Source organism: Massilia rubra, from assembly GCF_011682065.1.
Taxonomy (GTDB): domain Bacteria; phylum Pseudomonadota; class Gammaproteobacteria; order Burkholderiales; family Burkholderiaceae_D; genus Telluria_A; species Telluria_A rubra.
Genome location: NZ_VUYU01000051.1, coordinates 1 through 16697 on the forward strand (window position 1 = coordinate 1; position 16697 = coordinate 16697).

Annotated in this window: 19 protein-coding genes; 12 read left to right on the forward strand and 7 right to left on the reverse strand. The window is 63.8% G+C overall.

Annotated features, from left to right (window positions below; genetic code table 11):
- Positions 1–161: 161 nt before the first annotated feature.
- On the reverse strand, positions 162–800 hold the full coding sequence (locus F0185_RS33500) for a class I SAM-dependent rRNA methyltransferase (protein WP_167232933.1): 639 nt from the start codon (positions 798–800) through the stop codon (positions 162–164).
- A 124-nt stretch (positions 801–924) separates the two neighbouring features.
- On the opposite strand from F0185_RS33500, the gene F0185_RS33505 reads away from it, so the two are divergent.
- The 3 genes from F0185_RS33505 (at position 925) to F0185_RS33515 (ending at position 3295) form a co-directional block, all read left to right on the forward strand.
- Positions 925–1518 (forward strand): TetR/AcrR family transcriptional regulator, encoded by a 594-nt coding sequence (locus F0185_RS33505; protein WP_166886157.1) that lies wholly within the window; start codon positions 925–927, stop codon positions 1516–1518.
- The gene (locus tag F0185_RS33510) at positions 1511–2401 is read left to right on the forward strand and encodes an alpha/beta hydrolase family protein (RefSeq protein WP_167232935.1); all 891 of its coding nucleotides are present in this window, start codon (positions 1511–1513) and stop codon (positions 2399–2401) included. The genes F0185_RS33505 and F0185_RS33510 overlap by 8 nt, the downstream gene beginning before the upstream one ends.
- Positions 2402–2518: 117 nt before the next feature.
- Positions 2519–3295 (forward strand): head GIN domain-containing protein, encoded by a 777-nt coding sequence (locus tag F0185_RS33515; RefSeq protein WP_167232937.1) that lies wholly within the window; start codon positions 2519–2521, stop codon positions 3293–3295.
- A gap of 3 nt (positions 3296–3298) precedes the next feature.
- Here F0185_RS33515 and F0185_RS33520 read toward each other — a convergent pair whose 3' ends face one another.
- The 4 genes from F0185_RS33520 to F0185_RS33535 all read right to left on the reverse strand — a co-directional run bounded on the left by F0185_RS33520 (position 3299) and on the right by F0185_RS33535 (position 7036).
- Complete coding sequence (locus F0185_RS33520; RefSeq protein WP_229477310.1) at positions 3299–5578, reverse strand: TonB-dependent receptor; 2280 nt, start codon at positions 5576–5578, stop codon at positions 3299–3301.
- 9 nt (positions 5579–5587) lie between these two features.
- Positions 5588–6049 carry a YcnI family protein gene (locus F0185_RS33525; RefSeq protein ID WP_167232939.1) on the reverse strand — a complete coding sequence of 154 codons (462 nt, stop codon included), beginning with the start codon at positions 6047–6049 and terminating at the stop codon, positions 5588–5590.
- A gap of 31 nt (positions 6050–6080) precedes the next feature.
- On the reverse strand, positions 6081–6542 hold the full coding sequence (locus F0185_RS33530) for a copper chaperone PCu(A)C (protein WP_167232941.1): 462 nt from the start codon (positions 6540–6542) through the stop codon (positions 6081–6083).
- Positions 6543–6634: 92 nt separating this feature from the next.
- Positions 6635–7036, reverse strand: coding sequence for a DUF2946 domain-containing protein (locus F0185_RS33535; RefSeq protein ID WP_167232943.1), 402 nt, complete (start codon positions 7034–7036; stop codon positions 6635–6637).
- Between the two features lie 281 nt (positions 7037–7317).
- Here F0185_RS33535 and F0185_RS33540 point away from each other — a divergent pair, with 281 nt between their 5' ends.
- Positions 7318–8100 carry a PEP-CTERM sorting domain-containing protein gene (locus tag F0185_RS33540; protein WP_167232945.1) on the forward strand — a complete coding sequence of 261 codons (783 nt, stop codon included), beginning with the start codon at positions 7318–7320 and terminating at the stop codon, positions 8098–8100.
- A gap of 34 nt (positions 8101–8134) precedes the next feature.
- Complete coding sequence (locus F0185_RS33545; RefSeq protein WP_223164627.1) at positions 8135–8890, forward strand: PEP-CTERM sorting domain-containing protein; 756 nt, start codon at positions 8135–8137, stop codon at positions 8888–8890.
- Positions 8891–8922: 32 nt separating this feature from the next.
- On the opposite strand, the gene F0185_RS33550 is transcribed toward F0185_RS33545, so the two are convergent.
- Together F0185_RS33550 and purU are read right to left on the reverse strand one after the other, a co-directional pair.
- Positions 8923–9465: a YaeQ family protein gene (locus F0185_RS33550; protein WP_166882436.1), complete on the reverse strand. Its 543-nt coding sequence runs from the start codon at positions 9463–9465 to the stop codon at positions 8923–8925.
- A gap of 41 nt (positions 9466–9506) precedes the next feature.
- Positions 9507–10376: a formyltetrahydrofolate deformylase gene (gene purU, locus F0185_RS33555; protein WP_167232947.1), complete on the reverse strand. Its 870-nt coding sequence runs from the start codon at positions 10374–10376 to the stop codon at positions 9507–9509.
- Positions 10377–10515: 139 nt separating this feature from the next.
- On the opposite strand from purU, the gene F0185_RS33560 reads away from it, so the two are divergent.
- The 7 genes from F0185_RS33560 to F0185_RS33590 all read left to right on the forward strand — a co-directional run bounded on the left by F0185_RS33560 (position 10516) and on the right by F0185_RS33590 (position 16534).
- Entirely contained in the window at positions 10516–11547 is a 1032-nt protein-coding gene (locus F0185_RS33560; protein ID WP_167232949.1) for an NADP-dependent oxidoreductase, read from the forward strand.
- Between the two features lie 220 nt (positions 11548–11767).
- The gene (locus tag F0185_RS33565) at positions 11768–12163 is read left to right on the forward strand and encodes a phasin family protein (RefSeq protein WP_167232951.1); all 396 of its coding nucleotides are present in this window, start codon (positions 11768–11770) and stop codon (positions 12161–12163) included.
- Between the two features lie 33 nt (positions 12164–12196).
- Positions 12197–12751, forward strand: coding sequence for a hemerythrin domain-containing protein (locus F0185_RS33570; RefSeq protein ID WP_167232953.1), 555 nt, complete (start codon positions 12197–12199; stop codon positions 12749–12751).
- Between the two features lie 111 nt (positions 12752–12862).
- Positions 12863–13267 (forward strand): KGG domain-containing protein, encoded by a 405-nt coding sequence (locus F0185_RS33575; RefSeq protein ID WP_167232955.1) that lies wholly within the window; start codon positions 12863–12865, stop codon positions 13265–13267.
- Positions 13268–13610: 343 nt separating this feature from the next.
- Positions 13611–14315 (forward strand): hypothetical protein, encoded by a 705-nt coding sequence (locus F0185_RS33580; RefSeq protein ID WP_167232957.1) that lies wholly within the window; start codon positions 13611–13613, stop codon positions 14313–14315.
- A gap of 364 nt (positions 14316–14679) precedes the next feature.
- The gene (locus F0185_RS33585) at positions 14680–15693 is read left to right on the forward strand and encodes an alpha/beta fold hydrolase (protein ID WP_167232959.1); all 1014 of its coding nucleotides are present in this window, start codon (positions 14680–14682) and stop codon (positions 15691–15693) included.
- Positions 15694–15775: 82 nt separating this feature from the next.
- Entirely contained in the window at positions 15776–16534 is a 759-nt protein-coding gene (locus F0185_RS33590) for a nucleotidyltransferase domain-containing protein (protein ID WP_223164628.1), read from the forward strand.
- Positions 16535–16697 lie beyond the last annotated feature (163 nt).

Sequence of the window (16697 nt, forward strand, 5' to 3'; positions counted from 1 at the left end):
ACTGCACAAAACGAGGTTCAGCGCCCATAAAACGGGCGGGAAGCGGCTCGGTCTGACATCAAAAAAGCGCATCTGCCGGCATCGCGACCGGCGATTACGCGGGATTTACCGGTAATTCGAGGTGCCCGCGGGTTGAGCATGCTTTCCCGAGCCAGCAGCGCTCAGCGGAACTTGTAGCGCTCGCCCGTCTTCAAATCGAGCGCGAACTTGACGCCATTCTCGGTCACCGGCACTTCATCGGGCGGTTCGTCCCCTGCCAGCGCGCCTTCGACGAACGACAATCCTTCACCCTTGCGCACCAGTTCATCGGCGCGCTCGTAGACATTGCGGCAACCGGTTTCGGCGATCAGGGTTTGCACGATCGGCACCTTCCACGCGTCCACGCCGGCCGCCTGGAATTCGCAGATCAGATAACCGTCTTTGCCGCCGTACTGCTCCACCAGCAAACCCGGCAAGTTATCCGCCTCGGCGTTGACCAGCTTGACCACCTGGTCCGGGCGCGCCTTTTTCGCCGCCGCCGCGCTTTTCGCCAGCGCCGCTTTTACGCGCCGCTTGATCAGCGCATGGTCGACCGGCTCGCCTTCGTCGAAAGTCCACACCCGCGCGCGGATCTGCGACTTGGAATTGTAGGCGGCGCGCGCCAGGAATTTGGTCGACGACGACTGCACGATGGCGGTGCCGCCAGCCTTCATTTTTTCGTTCGGCTTGCCGTCGACTTTCTCGATGGCGGAGGCGTAAATCCAGGGCTCGCCGGCGAGCAGGCTCTTTTCCTTGCCCTGTTTGATGGTGATGATCAGCATGTGGTTCCAGTGAAAATGCATTGCAATGCCACATGATACCGCCTGCCGGCCCATTTAGAGCCCCTCCTCTACCCCGGAGAAATATTTGTTGCGTCTGGACCGATCGGTCTATAGGATGGACTGCATGAAAACAAGCGATGCCAAACAGCGCCTCATCGGCGCCATGATCGACGCCCTGCAACGCCGTGGCCTGCACGGCAGCGGCCTGACCGAACTGCTGGCCGCCGCCGACGCGCCCAAAGGCGTGCTCTACCATCATTTCCCAGGCGGCAAGACCGAACTGGCGGTGGCCGCCATCGAGCTCACCATTGCGCGCCTGTGCGACAGCATGGAAGCGAGCATGGCCGCCAGCGGCGATCCGGGCGCGGCGCTGATGATCTGGATTAACGGCGCCCAGAAGCGGCTCGACGCCAGCCACTACGAACGCGGCTGCCCGCTGGCCACCATCGCGCTCGAAACCACCGCCGACGACGTGGCGATCCGCGCGGCGCTGGCCAGGGGCTTCGCGGCGGTGCGCGACCGGATTGCCACGGGCCTGGTCAACGCCGGTTACGAAGCGGCCAGCGCCCACGCCACGGCGGCCCTGCTGCTGGCCGCCTACGAAGGCGGCCTGCTGCAAGCGCGCGTGGCCGGCACGCCGGAACCGATGGCGCTGGTCAGCGCCGCCCTGCTCACCTATCTGAAACTGCAGCGTCCCAAGGAGCCCGATCATGAGTAAGCCTGTCGAAGCCGAATCGCTGACCCTGACCACCGCCGACGGCTACCCGATCGCGGCGCTGCGCTACCCGGCCGCCGGGGCAACGCGCGGTCACCTGGTGGTGGCCGGCGCCAACGGCGTGCCGCAGGGTTTCTACCGGCGCTTCGCCCTGTACGCCAGCAGTTGCGGCTACAACGTGATGACGCTCGATTATCGCGGCATCGGCCTGTCCAGGCCGGCCTCGCTCAAGGGCTTTCGCATGGATTACCTGGACTGGGGCCGCCAGGACCTGGCCGCCGCCGTCGAGGCCATGAGCGCGCCCGGACTGCCCTTGTATATGGTGGGGCACTCCTACGGCGGCCACGCCTTTGGCCTCTTGCCCAACCACGACAAGGTGGACGGCCTGTACACCTTCGCCACCGGCGCCGGCTGGCATGGCTGGATGCCGCCGATGGAACGCCTGCGCGTGCTGCTGATGTGGCGCGTGGTCGGCCCGGTCATCGTGCGCATCAAGGGTTACCTGGCCTGGAACTGGATGGGCATGGGCGAAGACCTGCCGATCGATGTGTACCACCAGTGGAAGCGCTGGTGCACCTTTCCGCGCTACTTTTTCCAGGATCCGCAGATGACCCACATCGCCGCCTCCTACGAGAGCGTGCGCAGCCCGATCATGGCCTGCAACGCGCTCGACGACCTGTGGGCGCGCCCGCCCTCGCGCAACGCCTTCATGTCGGCTTATCGCAACGCCGGCTGGCAGTCGACCGACATCGACCCGCGCCAGGCCGGCCTGGGGCCGATCGGCCACATGGGCTACTTCAAGGCCCACTGCCAGCCCTTGTGGGAAGGGGCGCTCGGCTGGCTGGAACAGCACGGACGGACTGGCCCGGCCGCTCCATCGCGCTAAATTGCAGCCTGTCCGCCGCGCGCCGCAGTCTGTCGCAAACGACACGCCGCGCGTTGCCGGCTTGCCTATTATGCTGATCAGGAACACCGTCCGATCATCCATATAGAGGAAGCCGCCATGACCCCAGCACCGACAGCCCGTTTCTCCCTGCGCCACCTTGCCCTGGCCGCCGTTCTGGCCTGTGCGCTGCCCGCCAGCCAGGCGGCCGGCGGTTGGTTCGGGGGCGAAAAAGTCCAGGGCAGCACCATCGTCAAGCGCCAGGCGCGCGCGCTGGGCCACTTCACCGGCGTGGGCGTGAGCCTGCCGGCGAAGGTGGAAGTGCGCATCGGCGGCACCGAAGGCGTCACCATCGAAGCCGACGACAACCTGCTGCCGCTGATCGAAGCGGTGATCGAAGACGGCACGCTGCTGCTGCGCCCCAACAAACGCAACCTGAATCTGCAGTCGCGCAACATCAAGATCGTGGTGCAGGCCAAAAACGTCGATCACCTGTCGATCGGTGGCGCCGGCAGCATCGATGCCGACGCCCTGCGCGGCGACAAGGTCACCATCAACGTCGGCGGATCGGGCAGCATCGTCGTCAAGGGCATCGAAGCGGACAACGCCGTCATCGCGGTCGGCGGCAGCGGCAGCCTCTCGAGCGGCCCCGGAACGCTGAACAAGGCGTCCATTTCAATCGGCGGCTCGGGCGACGTCGACCTGGGCAAGGTCAAGGCGCGCGACGCAAAAATCAGCGTGGCCGGCTCCGGCGAGGCGACCGTGTGGGCCAGCGCCAGCCTGAGTGCCTCGATTGCCGGCTCGGGCGGCGTCAAATACTATGGCGACCCGACCGTGAGCAAGTCGGTGGCCGGTTCCGGCACCACGCGCCGCATCGGCGATGCGCCGCCGCGCTGACCCTTACAGATCGAAACGCAGTTCCGCCACGGCGGTGCGCTGGGTGTACGGGTGAAAGGCCCAGTAGCGCGCATTGTTCACGTTGTCGATCCCGAGCGCCGCGCTCCACTGCTTGTTGATCTTGTAGCGCACCCGCAGGTCGGCCACCAGATAGTCGGATACGCCCATGTAGGTGGCGCCGTTCGGATCGGTGTTATCGAGCGTGCCGTATTGCTTGCCGCTGTAGCGCACACCCACGCTGCCGACCCAGTCCCGACCCAGGTGATAAGTCGTGAGCAGGTTGGCGCGCCACTGCGGCACGCGCGGCTGGCGCTTGCCGACACTGGCCGCAAAGCCGCGGTTCTGCGCGATGGTCGAATCGGCGTAGGTCAGGCTGCTGTTGATGGTCAGGCCGTGCACCAGCACGTCGTCGCCCTGCCATGCCATTTCCAGCCCGTTGGTGCGGATCTTGTCGACGTTTTGCACCGTGTTCACCAGGTTGGTCAGCGCTTGCGAGTACAAGGCGTCGCGCGTGGTTTCATGGAACAGGGTGGCGCGCAGCGAGGTGTCGCTGGTCACCCGTTCGGCGGTCAGTTCGCCCGTCCAGGAGCGCTCTGCGCGCAGGTTCGGATCGCGGTTGACGATCTGCTGGTCGACGATCGATCCCTGGAACAGTTCCGCCGCGGTCGGATTGCGCACCGCGCGCCCGGCCGAGGCCTTGAACGCCCACTCGTCCGTGGCCTGCCAGGCCAGCGCCGCTTTCGGCGACCAGCTCGTTTCCGTGCGCTCGCCGAACGGCAGCGGCGCCACCGAGGCGGCGTTCGACACTTCGCCGCCGTACGCGCTCCAGCGCTCCGCGCGCATGCCGAGCGTGGTCTTCCACTGCGGCGCAAAGCGCCAGGTGTCCTGCGCGTACAGGCTTTGCAGGCGCGTGTTGCCATTGAAGGTGGAGACGGTGGCGCCGTCGCCCGCGCCGATCCAGTCGCTGCTTGAAAACACGCGCGTGCGCAGGGCCGCGCTGTCGCTCTGCACGCCCATGTCGACAACGTGGGCCGGCGTCGGGCGCCAGATGCCCTTGAGCGCCAGGGTGGTCCAGCCGCTGCCGCCCATGTCGGTTACGTTGCCGCGCCCGGACTGGCCGATGCCGGCGACCGGCACCACGGGCGTACGCACCATATCCCTGGCGTAGTCGTATTTGCTGGCCGCCACTTCCCAGTCCCACACGCCCTTGCTATGCTGCTTGAGCGAGAAGCCGTGCATCAGGTGTTCGAGCTTGCCGATGGTGGGCGCCAGGTCGGACGCCTTGAGCTCATAGCGCTTGCCGCCCATGTTGATGAAACCGTTGGCGTCGCCACGGACTACCTTCGCGCCGTTGGCGTCGCGCAGGTAGGTGTCGGCCGCGCGGTGGGCGTCGTTGCCCCACCATCCCAGCGTGTAGCTGGCGCGCAGCACCGGCGATACGTCGTAGGCCAGCTTGATCTTGGCGTGGTCCTGCACCGTGTGCGACTGGCCGCTGGCGCCAATGATCAGCCAATCCTTGTTGGCGGAATTCTTATCCGGCACGGCGCCGGTGACCGGCAGGCCGGCCGCGCTATTCACGCCGCTTGACACCAGCTTGTTGGCGAACGCGATCGGCTGGCCGCGGCTGTCGAGGCGCGACAGATCGACCCACCACGACCACGCGCCCTGGCGGTTGCCGACCGAGGCGCTGCCCTGCCCTCCGCCGAAGCGGTCGTCGGTCCCGTACTGGCGATAGCGCTGGCTGAAGGCGGACAGCTTCGCGTGCGCTTCCAGGCGGCTCGGCATGCGGGTCTGGAAGTCGACCACGGCGCCGGCAGAATTACCCGGATAGGCTGCCGAAAATGGCCCGTACAGCACATCGACGCGCTCGATTTCCTCGGGCGAGACCATGCCCCAGCGCGGGGTGAAGGTGGCGCCGTTGCCAAGCAGGTTAGAGAGCAGGATGCCGTCGGCGTACACCAGCGAACGCGCACTGTTGCCGGTGCCGGACGCGCGGCTGGCCAGCACCGCGTGGTCGTAGTCGCCGATGTAGCGCTTGCGCACATTCAGGCTGGGGAAGTATTTGAGCGCGTCTTCGCTGTCGGTGGCGTTGATGCGCTGTTCCACCTGGGCGCCGCTGATACTCTCGATCGTGGTCGGAATCTGGGTCGGCAGCGAGCTGGGACGGCCGCCGTTGACGGTCACCACCGGCAGCTTGTCGGGCGTGTGGGTAGCCTGCGCCACGGTGGCGGTACAGGCGAGCAGGATCCCCAGCGCCGGCGCGCTGGTCATAAACGTTTTCATGGCGAGCCTTTAGTGGTGCGGTGCGCCGGCGACGGCGGGGGTAATCTCGATAAACGGTGCGGGCGAGGCCAGCTTCGCGCCGCTGGCGTCGGGAACGGCGTCCCAGTCCATGCGGCCCTGGTCGCACAGCTGCGTGACCTTGAAGTAATGCTTGCCGACGCTGGCGGGCAGCTTGACCTGCATGACGAATTCGTCGTAATGCGCGTCGAGCAGCGGGCCGCCTTTCCAGGTGACCTGGTTGGCCGTGCCGCTCAAGGCCCAGCCGGTTTTGGGCATCGGCTTGGCGCCATTGAAGCCGTCGGGCAGGGTCACGACGAGCGTATGGGTCGGGCTGCCCTTGCAACCGTGGCCGACACGGAAGGTCAGTTTTTGGTAAGCGCCGGCGGTGGCGCTGGTTTGTTCGAGCGTCACGTGGGCGTGCGCAAGCGGCGCGGCCAGGGCTGCGCAGGCGAAGAGAAGGCGAATGTTCATGATGGGGTCCAGGTTGGGTAGCGTATCAAGTTCAGTGGCCGGCGTGCGCACCGGCTTGGCTGACAAAGTTCAGCGGCTTGACGGGAACCTGGATGGTCATCGATTCGCGTTTCTTGTTCGGGTGTTCGACGGTCAAGGTGAGCGGCACGGCGTCGCCCGCCTTGAGCTGGCGTTTCAGGTCGATCAGCATGAAGTGGTAGCCGCCCGAGGCCAGCTTGACCGCTTTGCCGGCGGGGAGGTCGATGCCGTCGACCTGCTCCATTTTCATCTGGTCGCCCTTCATCTCCATCTTGTGCATTTCGACGGCGCCGGCCACCGGCGAGCTGGCGGCCACGAGACGCACATCCTTGGCCGACAGCAGTTGCATGAAGGCGCCGCTGGTTTTCTGGACCGGCACGGTGGCGCGTGCCCACGGGGCGTCGACTTGAATCTGGGCGAATGCGGACGAGGCGAGCGCGCACAAGGCGATCAGCGCATAAAAGTTCTTTTTCATGATGGTTCTCTGTAATAGGTCTGGAGACGCGGGCCTGCCGGGCCGGCGCGCGAGGTCGCGAGGGTGCGGCGCGCGCGGCGCCGCAAGCACTATCAGGGAACGGAAGGCGGGCCGCGCGGCGGGGCGGCGGTGAGCGCGAGCAGCGGCTGCGGCGCGCGGTAGAACAGGAACGGGCGCAGCTCGTGACCGCCGAGGATGGCCATGCCCGTGATCTGGTTCGGCATCAGCGAGTAGCTGCCGGCGTGCGGAAGGCAGTAGCCGCAGTCCTGCATCATGCCCGCTTCGGAGTGCTTGAGCTGGTCGGCGACGAAGCCGATGGCTTCAACGGCGGGCGCGGCGCGCATGCCGGCATCGGTGAAGCAGATATCTGCGCCGGGAGCATCGGCGCGAACGGCCGCCAGCGCGTGCGAAACCGACGGCGCGAGCACGTTCATCAGGATCGCGAGACACGCGATCCAGATTTGCAGGCGCCACTTTGTCGACTTCATATTCATGGGGTGAATTATATCGCAGCGATGCTGCGTTCGGGGCGATACCTCCGGCGGCAAAAGGACTAGGTGCCGTGCGGCATTTGGCGTTTTGATGATAAAACAACAGTTACAAAAAAGATAATTTTTCCTTGGCGCTTGACGTACTATTTGAAGACGCCCAGCTTGGGACGACCGGACTGGCGCTGCTGGCCGGGGTGGCGCGGCGGCGCAGGCGCCCTGCGCGCGCACAGGCATAGACCGGCCCGGGCACATTCCCCATCAACCATTCCGATCAAGGATCAACCATGTTCACCTGCGTCCGGCATATCGCCGTCAGCGCCATCGCCGTCACCGCCCTGCTCGCGCCCCGGTTCGCGCTCGCCGACGTGGTCCATATCGAAACGAGCAGCCTGACGTTCGACACCGGCTGGTCGCAGCGGCCCGAGACGCTGGTGTCGGACCTGAACGGGGCGGCCACTTTTTCGCTGGTCAACGCGGTCGACAATTTGCGTTACCAAAACACCTTCTACTACAACCACACGTACAGCGGCATGTTCCACGTGAGCGCGCGGGCGGGCTACAAGGTCACGGGCTACACCCTGTCCGGTAGCTTTGTCGGAGACCTGCGCATCGGGCGCTCGCCGGACGGATCGGGACGCCCCGGCGGCGCCGAGTCGATCGCCAACGCCTGGGCCATGGCGCAGGATGTCGCCAGCGGGGCGTATCTGGCGTCGGGCAGTTACGAGGCCAGCAATTTGCAGGGCGTGGGCGACTTCACGTTCGCCAGCGGCGTGCTCGATCAGACCGGGGCGTTCGATGTCACCTTCGAGGGCTACGCGTACGGCGCGGCATCGCCGGCCATCTGGACCACGTTCGACCCCGACACGGGCCCGCGAAACCACTACAGCTTCTCGAGCGCGGTTATGGAGCTGAAGGACCCGCTGCTGCTGACGGTGTACACCGAGGCGCTTGCGGTTCCCGAGCCGCACGCGTTCGCGCTGACCCTGACCGGACTGGCGCTGCTGGCCGGGGTGGTGCGGCGGCGCAGGCGGCCAGCGCCCGCAGGCATGAACACCAGTTTCGCGTAAAACCCCCATCAACCATACTTATAGAGGAAAACCCATGTTCACTTACGCCCGTCGTATCGCCGTCACCGCCATCGCTTGCGCCGCCGTCCTCGCGCCGCAGGCCGCCTTTGCCCAGGTCCATATCGAAGCCGGGGGCCTGACGTTCGACTCGTTCTATTCGCCGCGCGGCGAGTACCTGGTGTCGGATGTGGACGGGGCCGCGACTTTTTCGCTGGTCAACGCCGTCGACCGCATGAGTTATCCGAACATGACGACGTATTTCCAGGACTACGGCAGCATTTTCCAGCTGAGCGCACGCGAGGGCTACCGGGTGACCGGCTACAGCGTGAGCGGCGGCTTTTACGGCACCCATTATGTGGGCCACTCGCCGGACGGCTCGGGCGAACCGGGGAGCGCCGACAGCGGCGCCGCCGCGTGGGCGTATGCCAGCGACACCCCGGGAGGCGCCAGGTTTGCATCCGGCAGTCATTCGGCGTCGAACCTGAACGGGCATAGCGATTTCAGGATCGACAGCGGGGCGCTGGACAAGACGGGATCGTTCTATTTTTCGTTCGACGGCTACTCGTCCGGCTCCTCGTCGCCGGCCACCTGGTACGAGCCGGGGCAATGGTGGCCCTCGCGCGCATACTCGGCGGCCGAGATCGGGCTCAAGAACCCGCTGCTGCTGACGGTGTACACCCAGGCGGTGCCGGAACCGCACACGTATGCGATGACCCTGGCGGGGCTGGCGCTGCTGGCGGGCGTGGCACGGCGCCGCACACGCGCCGGGCAGAAAAAACGGGAAGCCTGAGCGACGGCATTCCCGCCTTGCGCCGCGCCGGTTTAACGCAGCGCCTTGAAATCCTCGCGCTCGATCAACACCGTGTTCACGCTGTCGGTCAGGTAGATCTGGCCATCCTGGATCGTGCATTGCAGCTGCATATTGCGCTGCGCCAGAGCTTCCAGCTGCGCGCTGGCGTCTGCCGGGATGTTAATCACGGTCAGGTTCTTGGCCCGTTCGAGTTTGTTCGCGATCTGCTTGTACCAGATATGGCTGGTCGCGCTGTAGCTGTACACGATCACGCGTTCGCTGCGCCCGCACGCTTTCATCAGGCGCTTTTCGTCGGGCTGCCCGACCTCGATCCACAGTTCGATCGCGCCGGTCAGGTCTTTTTGCCACAGGTCCGGTTCGTCGGTATCGAACAGGCCCTTGGTGAAGGTCAGCGATTCGCTCGCGTGGATCGCAAACGCGAGCAGGCGGATCATCATCCGCTCGTCGGTTTCGGAAGGATGCCGCGCCAGCGTCAGGATGTGCTCCTGGTAGTAATTGCGGTCCATGTCCGCAATCTGCAGCTCTGCCTTGTAAATTGTCGCTTTAAGTGCCATTGATACGCCTGCCTTTAACTTCTGTGTTTAACTTCTTCAATTTATTTGAACACGACAGTCTTGTCGCCATTCTGCAAAATGCGGTGCTCCACAAACCACTTCACCGCGCGCGCCAGCACCACGCATTCGACGTCGCGCCCGATCGCGCTGAGGGTGTCGGCATCCATCGCGTGATCGACCCGCTCGACATCCTGCTCGATAATCGGTCCTTCATCGAGGTCACCGGTGACGAAGTGCGCGGTCGCGCCGATCAGCTTCACGCCGCGGTGGTGCGCCTGCGCATACGGTTTGGCGCCTTTGAAACTCGGCAAAAACGAATGGTGGATATTGATCGCCTTGCCGCGCATCGCCTCGCACAAGCCCGGCGACAGGATCTGCATGTAACGCGCCAGCACCACCAGGTCGATCTTGTGCGTGTGCATCAGGTCGAGCACGCGCGCTTCCTGCGCCTGCTTGGCCGCCGCATCCGCGCCGGTGGCCAGCGGCAAGTGGTGGAAAGGAATGTTGTAGCTGGCCGCCAACTGGTAAAAATCCATGTGGTTCGAGACAATGGCCGGAATTTCCACCGGCAGCAGGCCGCTCTTGTAGCGGAACAGCAAGTCGTTCAGGCAATGCCCGATTTTCGAGACCATCAGCATCACGCGCGGCTTGGCGCGGGCGTCGTGCAACTGGCCGTTCATGCCCATCTGCGTGCACAGGGCCTCGAAATCGGCGCGCAGCACGGCGTCGCCGACCGCGCCTTCCTCCAGCGCAAAATGGACGCGCATGAAAAACAGCTTCGATTCGGCATCGCCGAACTGGGCCGAATCGATGATGTTGCAGCCATGCTCGGCGAGAAAGCCCGAAACACGGTGCACAATGCCGCGCTGATCGAGGCAGGACAGGGTCAATATGTATTCTGGATGCGTCATGGTCTTGTGGTAATTGGCGTGGGAACTGCGAACCTTGTATTGTCGCATGCGTCAGGGAAAATCGTGCCATTACAAAAAAGCACGCCCGTGCAGAATTGCGGTATAGTAGATAAATCACCACTTCACACAAGGACTCGCCATGACGACTACCGCACTGATGAACCAGCAGTTCCGCCTCGCCGCCCGCCCTGTCGGGATGCCGAAACGCAGCGACTGGGAGCAGATAAGCGAACCGGTGCGAGAGATCAACGAGGGCGAGATCGTGGTCAAGGTCCTGTACCTGTCGCTCGATCCGGCCATGCGCGGCTGGATGAACGAAGGCAAGTCCTACATCCGCCCGGTGGCCATCGGCGAAACCATGCGCGCCGGCGGCGTGGGCGTGATCGTGGCCTCGAAGTCGGACAAGTTCGCGGTCGGCGACACTGTCTCCGGCGGCACCGGCGTGCAGCAATACTGGGTCGGCGCGGCCGATGACAAGTCGGGCAACTTCTACAAGATCTTCCCGGCCATGGCGCCGCTGACCACCTGGCTCAACACGCTCGGCATGCCGGGCATGACTGGCTACTTCGGCCTGATCGAATCGGGCCAGCCGAAAGCCGGCGAAACGGTGGTGGTGTCGGGCGCGGCGGGCGCGGTCGGCATGACGGTCGGCCAGGTCGCCAAGCAGCTCGGTTGCCGCGTGGTAGGCATTGCCGGCGGCAAGGAAAAATGCGATTTCGTGGTCAATGAACTGGGCTTCGACGCCTGCATCGACTACAAGAACAGCGCCGTCAAGGATGGCCTGAAAGAACATTGCCCGAACGGCGTGGACGTCTACTTCGACAACGTCGGCGGCGAAATCCTCGACACCGTACTCACGCGCATCAACCTGCGCGCGCGCATCGTCATCTGCGGCGCCATCTCGCAGTACAACAACACCACCCCGGTCAACGGGCCGGCCAACTACCTGTCCTTGCTGGTGAACCGTGCGCGCATGGAAGGCATAGTCGTGTTCGACTACGCCGACCGCTATCACCTGGGCGTGGCCGCCATGGCCAAGTGGATGCAGGAAGGCACGTTCAAAAGCCGCGAAGACGTGGTCGACGGCCTTGAGAATTTCCCGGAAGCGCTGTTAATGCTGTTCGAAGGCAAGAACTTCGGCAAGCTCGTGCTCAAAGTCGCGGACGCGTAAGCCACGCGCCTTGCCCTGTTTCCCGCTTGATAACTGCCCTGCAGCACCGGGCCGCCCGTTCGCGGCGGCCCTTTTACTCCCTTCCCGCTTGACCTAACGCGCCTTCGCACAAAGTTCGTGGAACTTTGGCGCGCCTTGTCACGTCTATCACATGTCACTGCGACGCACGTTCGCCTGAACGCGACGGCGTCCTTCCCCATGTTTTACGACAAGGAACGTCATGCCATCCTATTCAAACAGACCATCGATGCGCTCGCCATTCGAGACGCAGGTCCATTTTCTCACCGAGCTGGCCCGCGCGGGCGTTGATGCGCTACGCAGGCTGAGCGAGCTCAATCTTCAACTCGCGCGGCAACTCAATGACGATGCCATCAACGCAACGCGCGCGCTGGTGTCGTGCAACGATCCGTTCCAGCTGGCGGCGGTCACGGCGCGCGCGGCGGAGCCGGCCCTCGACCACTTGCGCAGCTACCAGCGGCAGCTTGGCGACGTGTTGTCCGGCGGCCGGCTCGACCTGGCGCGCGGCGCCGGCGCGCCGCAGGTGCAGTTCCGCCCGGCCACCGACAGCGCGGCCGGGCCGGACAGCCAGCAGGCGCCCCACCACCAGCCGGAGTAATGACCGGCAAACAGCCCACCACGGAGTGTACCCATGTCTACCCACGGTAAGCCAAAAAGCGGCGCGGCGATCGACGCGCTCGAATTGCTGAAAGCCGACCATGAAAAGGTCAAAAGCCTTTTTCTCGAATTTGAAAGTCTGCGCGAAAGCGACGATGAGGACGAACGCAAGTTCGAGCTGGTCGATGAGATCTGCTACGAACTGACCTTGCACTCGATGATCGAGGAAGAGATTTTCTATCCCATGCTGCGCTCGGTCATCGATGACGACGACCTGATGGACGAAGCCGATGTCGAGCACAGCGGCATGCGCGACCTGATCAGCCAGCTCGAAGTGATGTATCCGAACGACGACCATTTCGACGCAACAGTCACGGTGCTGGGCGAGGAAATGGCCCACCACATCGACAAGGAAGAACGAGACATGTTCGATGTCGCGCTCGAATCGGGCATCGACCTTGACGACCTGGGCGAACGTCTGGCCGCGCGCAAGGAGGAACTGGACGAGGACCTGACAGCGCCGCCGACGCCGATCGACGCGACAGAACCGCATAACAACGCGCGCCGCACCCCGCGTCCACCCGATTAAGGACCGCGCCGCGGCATCGCAAGGGAACTATTGAATTGAGCACTTCTCTAACCCACAAGCCCGGTAACGCACGAGAGCGGGGTTCCGATATCTAAACACAAGGAGAACGACATGGCGACAAGCAAGGAAAGCGGAGGCAACAAGAACAGTACGTCCAGCGGCAATGCGCAAAAGAGCGGGAGCGGCAGCGGCAGCGGTCCGGCCAAGCGCGGCTTCGCGGCGATGGACCAGAATCAACAGCGCGAGATTGCCAGCAAGGGTGGCCAGGCCGCCCACCAAAAGGGCACGGCGCACGAATTCGATTCCGAAGAAGCGCGGCGGGCCGGGCAAAAAGGCGGTGAAGCGGTCAGCCGCAACCGCGAGCACATGGCCGACATCGGCCGCAAGGGTGGCGAGAGCCGGCAATCGGCGGCGCGCGCTGCTGCCGCCGCCGCCGGCAATGGCGATGGCGCCGGCGCTGCCAAGGGAGCGCGCCAGGGCAGCAAGGAAAAGCCCAAGGACAAGGCGGCGGATTAAGGTCCGGTGGCACTGCCGGCATGCGCTTGACCTTAGACTGGCCGACGCTGGCCGCCGGTGTCGGCGCGCACCCGGCGGCGCGGCAGCAAGTTCCCATTTTCTTGGTGCGGACTCGCGCGATCGTTCGATGATGCGTTATAGTCGCTGCATTATCAATATCCGGCTAGCCGGTCAGTACCGATCTCGCATCCCTGCCCTATGCTGCCGCCGCGCCGTTCCTGCTGCACAACGGCGATCGATTCGCGCCTGCGCCTCATCCTTGTTGCCGCGAGCCTCGTTCGCACGAGGCCCATTGGCGATCGCGGGGAAACACTCGCGATCAACCGGAACTCCGCAGAACTACATGAGCGATTCAAATATATTGATTTTTAAAACGGCACGCAGGTACTCCCAGGCAGAAGCGCCGGCCAAGCTGTACGAAGCCGCTTACAAGCACCTCTCGGAGCTTGCCCAGCCTTGGGGGCTCAATGGTGTGCCAATGGTACCGTTGAAAGAGGTACGCGGCTACCACAGTATCGGTATCAACTATACAAAGCAATCGCGCGCTTCACCGGTCAAGGCGTTCTGGTTTGGTTATATGACTCGTCATCGGACCGGTCTTCCAGACGAACGAGAAGCCAACGATGACCGCTTGCACATTGAATTTTACCCCAACAAATTCGACGGTGAGTGGACTTACTTGCTCGATGTCGTCTTTCCTGCGTACGTTGCTGCTACACGGCCTTACGCCGCGCGACTCGTCAATCAAGACATCGAGGTGAACGACGTTTTCCTGATTGATGAAGTTGGCGACGGAAGTCCGAATCCCGCCTTCATCGACCAGCGTCTCGGCGTTAACCGGATCTGGCAGGCAAATTTCTGGGATCGCACATTATGCCAACGGGCGTTTGGCCTCACACCCGAGCAAATTGTCACTCGTCTCTCCGGCAAGGTGGCGAATTGCCGTATCGTCGACGACGGTGTAATGACCATTTATTCATACGAGCGCATGCTGGCCGCAGACATTCATCGTATCGATGAGGTCATCAAGCCGCTCTTGCGCAAATAGCGCTCTAGTCATTCGCTCGGGACGGCGCGCTTCCCCGTTCTTGCGCGATGCCTGTTCGATACAACACCGCATGCATATACCGACCGGCGGCGGCACGCCACCAGTGCACATGCCACCGCCAGGCGGAGGAGGCAGGACCTCGCGCACGGGATCTCAGGTCGACATCACATGGACACGTGTACCGATGCAGCCCATCCCCGGCATGGGCGGCGAGCACATGCATATGCAACGGCGCCAGCACCAGCAAGGCGCGCTTTGAAATAAGCGCGCTCTCGCCTCTCCTCAAACGCAAAAATATAATCTATGATGCAACTCTGGAAGCCACATCCGACGGCATCCCCACCCACATAGAAAGACGTTTGCCATGCCACGTTTCGCCTTGCGTTTGTCCGTGACCGCCATCGTCGCAGTCTGCGCCGCTTCCAGCTATGCCCAGGCACCTTCCGCGGTCGATACCGGGCTCGCGTTTTCCCACCCCAATCAACTGGTCGATATCGGCGGGCGACGCCTGAACCTGTACTGCAGCGGATCTGGAGCGAACACGGTCATCTTCGATGCGCCGTCCGGCATGGGCGGGTGGGTCTGGCACAACGTGCAGCCGGAGGTGGCGAAGCAGACGCGCGCCTGCGTTTTCGACCGCGCCGGCATGGGCTTCAGCGACCCGTCGCCGCGTCCGAACACCTCGGCCAACGTGGTGGAAGACTTGCACGCCGCCCTGGGCAAGGCCGGCGTCGCACCGCCTTACGTCCTGGTCGGCAACTCCCTGGGCGGCGCCAACGTGCAGTTGTTCACCTACCGCTATCCCGATGAAGTCAAAGGACTGGTGCTGGTCGAAGGCCACCATGAAGATGAAATCGACCGCATCAATGTCGTCTCGAAAGGCAAGTTCAAGGAAATGATGGCGGGGAGCCTCGAGTACGCCAACGCCTGCGAGGCCCAGGCCGCAAAAGGCTTCGTTCCCGGCAGCGAGCTGTTCACCAACTGCACGGGTGGCGTCCAGCCGCAATTCGGCCGCGCCCTCAATGCAGCCTACCTCGCCTCGCTCACCTCGCCAGCTTACTGGCGCGCGCGCAATGCCGAGGAAGACGCATTCGAGGTCAGCAACGCCCAGTTGCGCGCGGCGCGCAAGCCGTTCGGCGACCTGCCGCTGATGGTACTGACGCGTGGCGTGTCGCCGTACGCCATTCCCGGCAAGCCGCAAAGTGAGCTGAACAAGGCAACGGAAAAGGAAAACTACGCGATCCACCAAGAGATGGCGGCGCTCTCCACGCGCAGTACGCACCGGGTGGTGCCGGGCGCCGGCCACATTATCCAGGCCGACCAACCGCAGGCGGTGATCAAGGCGATCTCCGACCTGCTCGCGCAAATCAAGCCATAATGCCGGACCGGGCAGGCAGGTCGCCTGCGCCTGCGCAACACAAGGAACCAGCATGATCCCAGACGAGGTTAGGACCGAAATAATGACGCGCCTGGCGCGCACCGAGCGCGAGGAAGGCGTGCGCATTATCCTGGCGATTGAATCGGGCAGCCGCGCCTGGGGTTTTGCGTCGCCCAACAGCGATTACGATGTACGTTTCATTTATGCGCGCCCGGCCGACTGGTATCTGGCGGTAGATCTGGAAGAGCGGCGCGACGTGATCGAATATCCGATCGTCGACGACATCGACCTCAATGGCTGGGACCTGCGCAAGGCCCTGCGCCTGCTCTGGAAAACCAATCCGGCGATGGTGGAGTGGATCCAGTCGCCGATCACGTATATCGAGAGCGGCGGCTTTGGCGCCGGGGCGCGGGAATTGCTGCCGGCCCTGTATTCGTCCGAGCGCGGGATTTATCACTATCGCAGCATGGCCAAGACCAATTACGGCGACCATTTGCGCGCCGCGCTGGTCCCGCTCAAGAAGTATTTTTATGTACTGCGCGCGCTGCTGTCGGTGCATTGGATCGAGCGTTATGGCACGGCGGCGCCGATCGAATTCCACAAGCTGCTGCATTTGCTCGATCATCGCCCGGATTTGCTGGCGCGGATTGACGCGCTGCTGGCGCAAAAACGCGCCGCGCCCGAGCTGGGGCTATCCGAACCGATCGCCTTGCTCAATGAATTCATCGAACAGGAGCTGGCCCGGCTGGAGTCGGTGCAACCGTTGCCGGCGCCGCGTGCCCAGCCCCTGCCCGCCTTGAACGCCCTGTTCCACGCAGTCCTGCGCGAACGCCAGGAATAAATCCGGCCCTCCCCGCCGGTGTCCCCGCCGGTGCCTCCCCGCCGGTGTCAGGTCTCTTAAGAAACAACACCGCCGCCCCCTCCCGGCCATGGTGTTGTTCATGCGGTAGCCGGGGTAAGTGTCATGCCCAACTGTTCCGCGCGTTTTGCAAGATTGCGTAGCA

Coding starts and splice junctions, on each gene's coding strand:
- F0185_RS33500 (WP_167232933.1), bottom strand. CDS start 800: ATGCTGATCATCACCATCAAACAGGGCAAGGAAAAGAGCCTGCTCGCC.
- F0185_RS33505 (WP_166886157.1), top strand. CDS start 925: ATGAAAACAAGCGATGCCAAACAGCGCCTCATCGGCGCCATGATCGAC.
- F0185_RS33510 (WP_167232935.1), top strand. CDS start 1,511: ATGAGTAAGCCTGTCGAAGCCGAATCGCTGACCCTGACCACCGCCGAC.
- F0185_RS33515 (WP_167232937.1), top strand. CDS start 2,519: ATGACCCCAGCACCGACAGCCCGTTTCTCCCTGCGCCACCTTGCCCTG.
- F0185_RS33520 (WP_229477310.1), bottom strand. CDS start 5,578: ATGAAAACGTTTATGACCAGCGCGCCGGCGCTGGGGATCCTGCTCGCC.
- F0185_RS33525 (WP_167232939.1), bottom strand. CDS start 6,049: ATGAACATTCGCCTTCTCTTCGCCTGCGCAGCCCTGGCCGCGCCGCTT.
- F0185_RS33530 (WP_167232941.1), bottom strand. CDS start 6,542: ATGAAAAAGAACTTTTATGCGCTGATCGCCTTGTGCGCGCTCGCCTCG.
- F0185_RS33535 (WP_167232943.1), bottom strand. CDS start 7,036: ATGAATATGAAGTCGACAAAGTGGCGCCTGCAAATCTGGATCGCGTGT.
- F0185_RS33540 (WP_167232945.1), top strand. CDS start 7,318: ATGTTCACCTGCGTCCGGCATATCGCCGTCAGCGCCATCGCCGTCACC.
- F0185_RS33545 (WP_223164627.1), top strand. CDS start 8,135: ATGTTCACTTACGCCCGTCGTATCGCCGTCACCGCCATCGCTTGCGCC.
- F0185_RS33550 (WP_166882436.1), bottom strand. CDS start 9,465: ATGGCACTTAAAGCGACAATTTACAAGGCAGAGCTGCAGATTGCGGAC.
- purU (WP_167232947.1), bottom strand. CDS start 10,376: ATGACGCATCCAGAATACATATTGACCCTGTCCTGCCTCGATCAGCGC.
- F0185_RS33560 (WP_167232949.1), top strand. CDS start 10,516: ATGACGACTACCGCACTGATGAACCAGCAGTTCCGCCTCGCCGCCCGC.
- F0185_RS33565 (WP_167232951.1), top strand. CDS start 11,768: ATGCCATCCTATTCAAACAGACCATCGATGCGCTCGCCATTCGAGACG.
- F0185_RS33570 (WP_167232953.1), top strand. CDS start 12,197: ATGTCTACCCACGGTAAGCCAAAAAGCGGCGCGGCGATCGACGCGCTC.
- F0185_RS33575 (WP_167232955.1), top strand. CDS start 12,863: ATGGCGACAAGCAAGGAAAGCGGAGGCAACAAGAACAGTACGTCCAGC.
- F0185_RS33580 (WP_167232957.1), top strand. CDS start 13,611: ATGAGCGATTCAAATATATTGATTTTTAAAACGGCACGCAGGTACTCC.
- F0185_RS33585 (WP_167232959.1), top strand. CDS start 14,680: ATGCCACGTTTCGCCTTGCGTTTGTCCGTGACCGCCATCGTCGCAGTC.
- F0185_RS33590 (WP_223164628.1), top strand. CDS start 15,776: ATGACGCGCCTGGCGCGCACCGAGCGCGAGGAAGGCGTGCGCATTATC.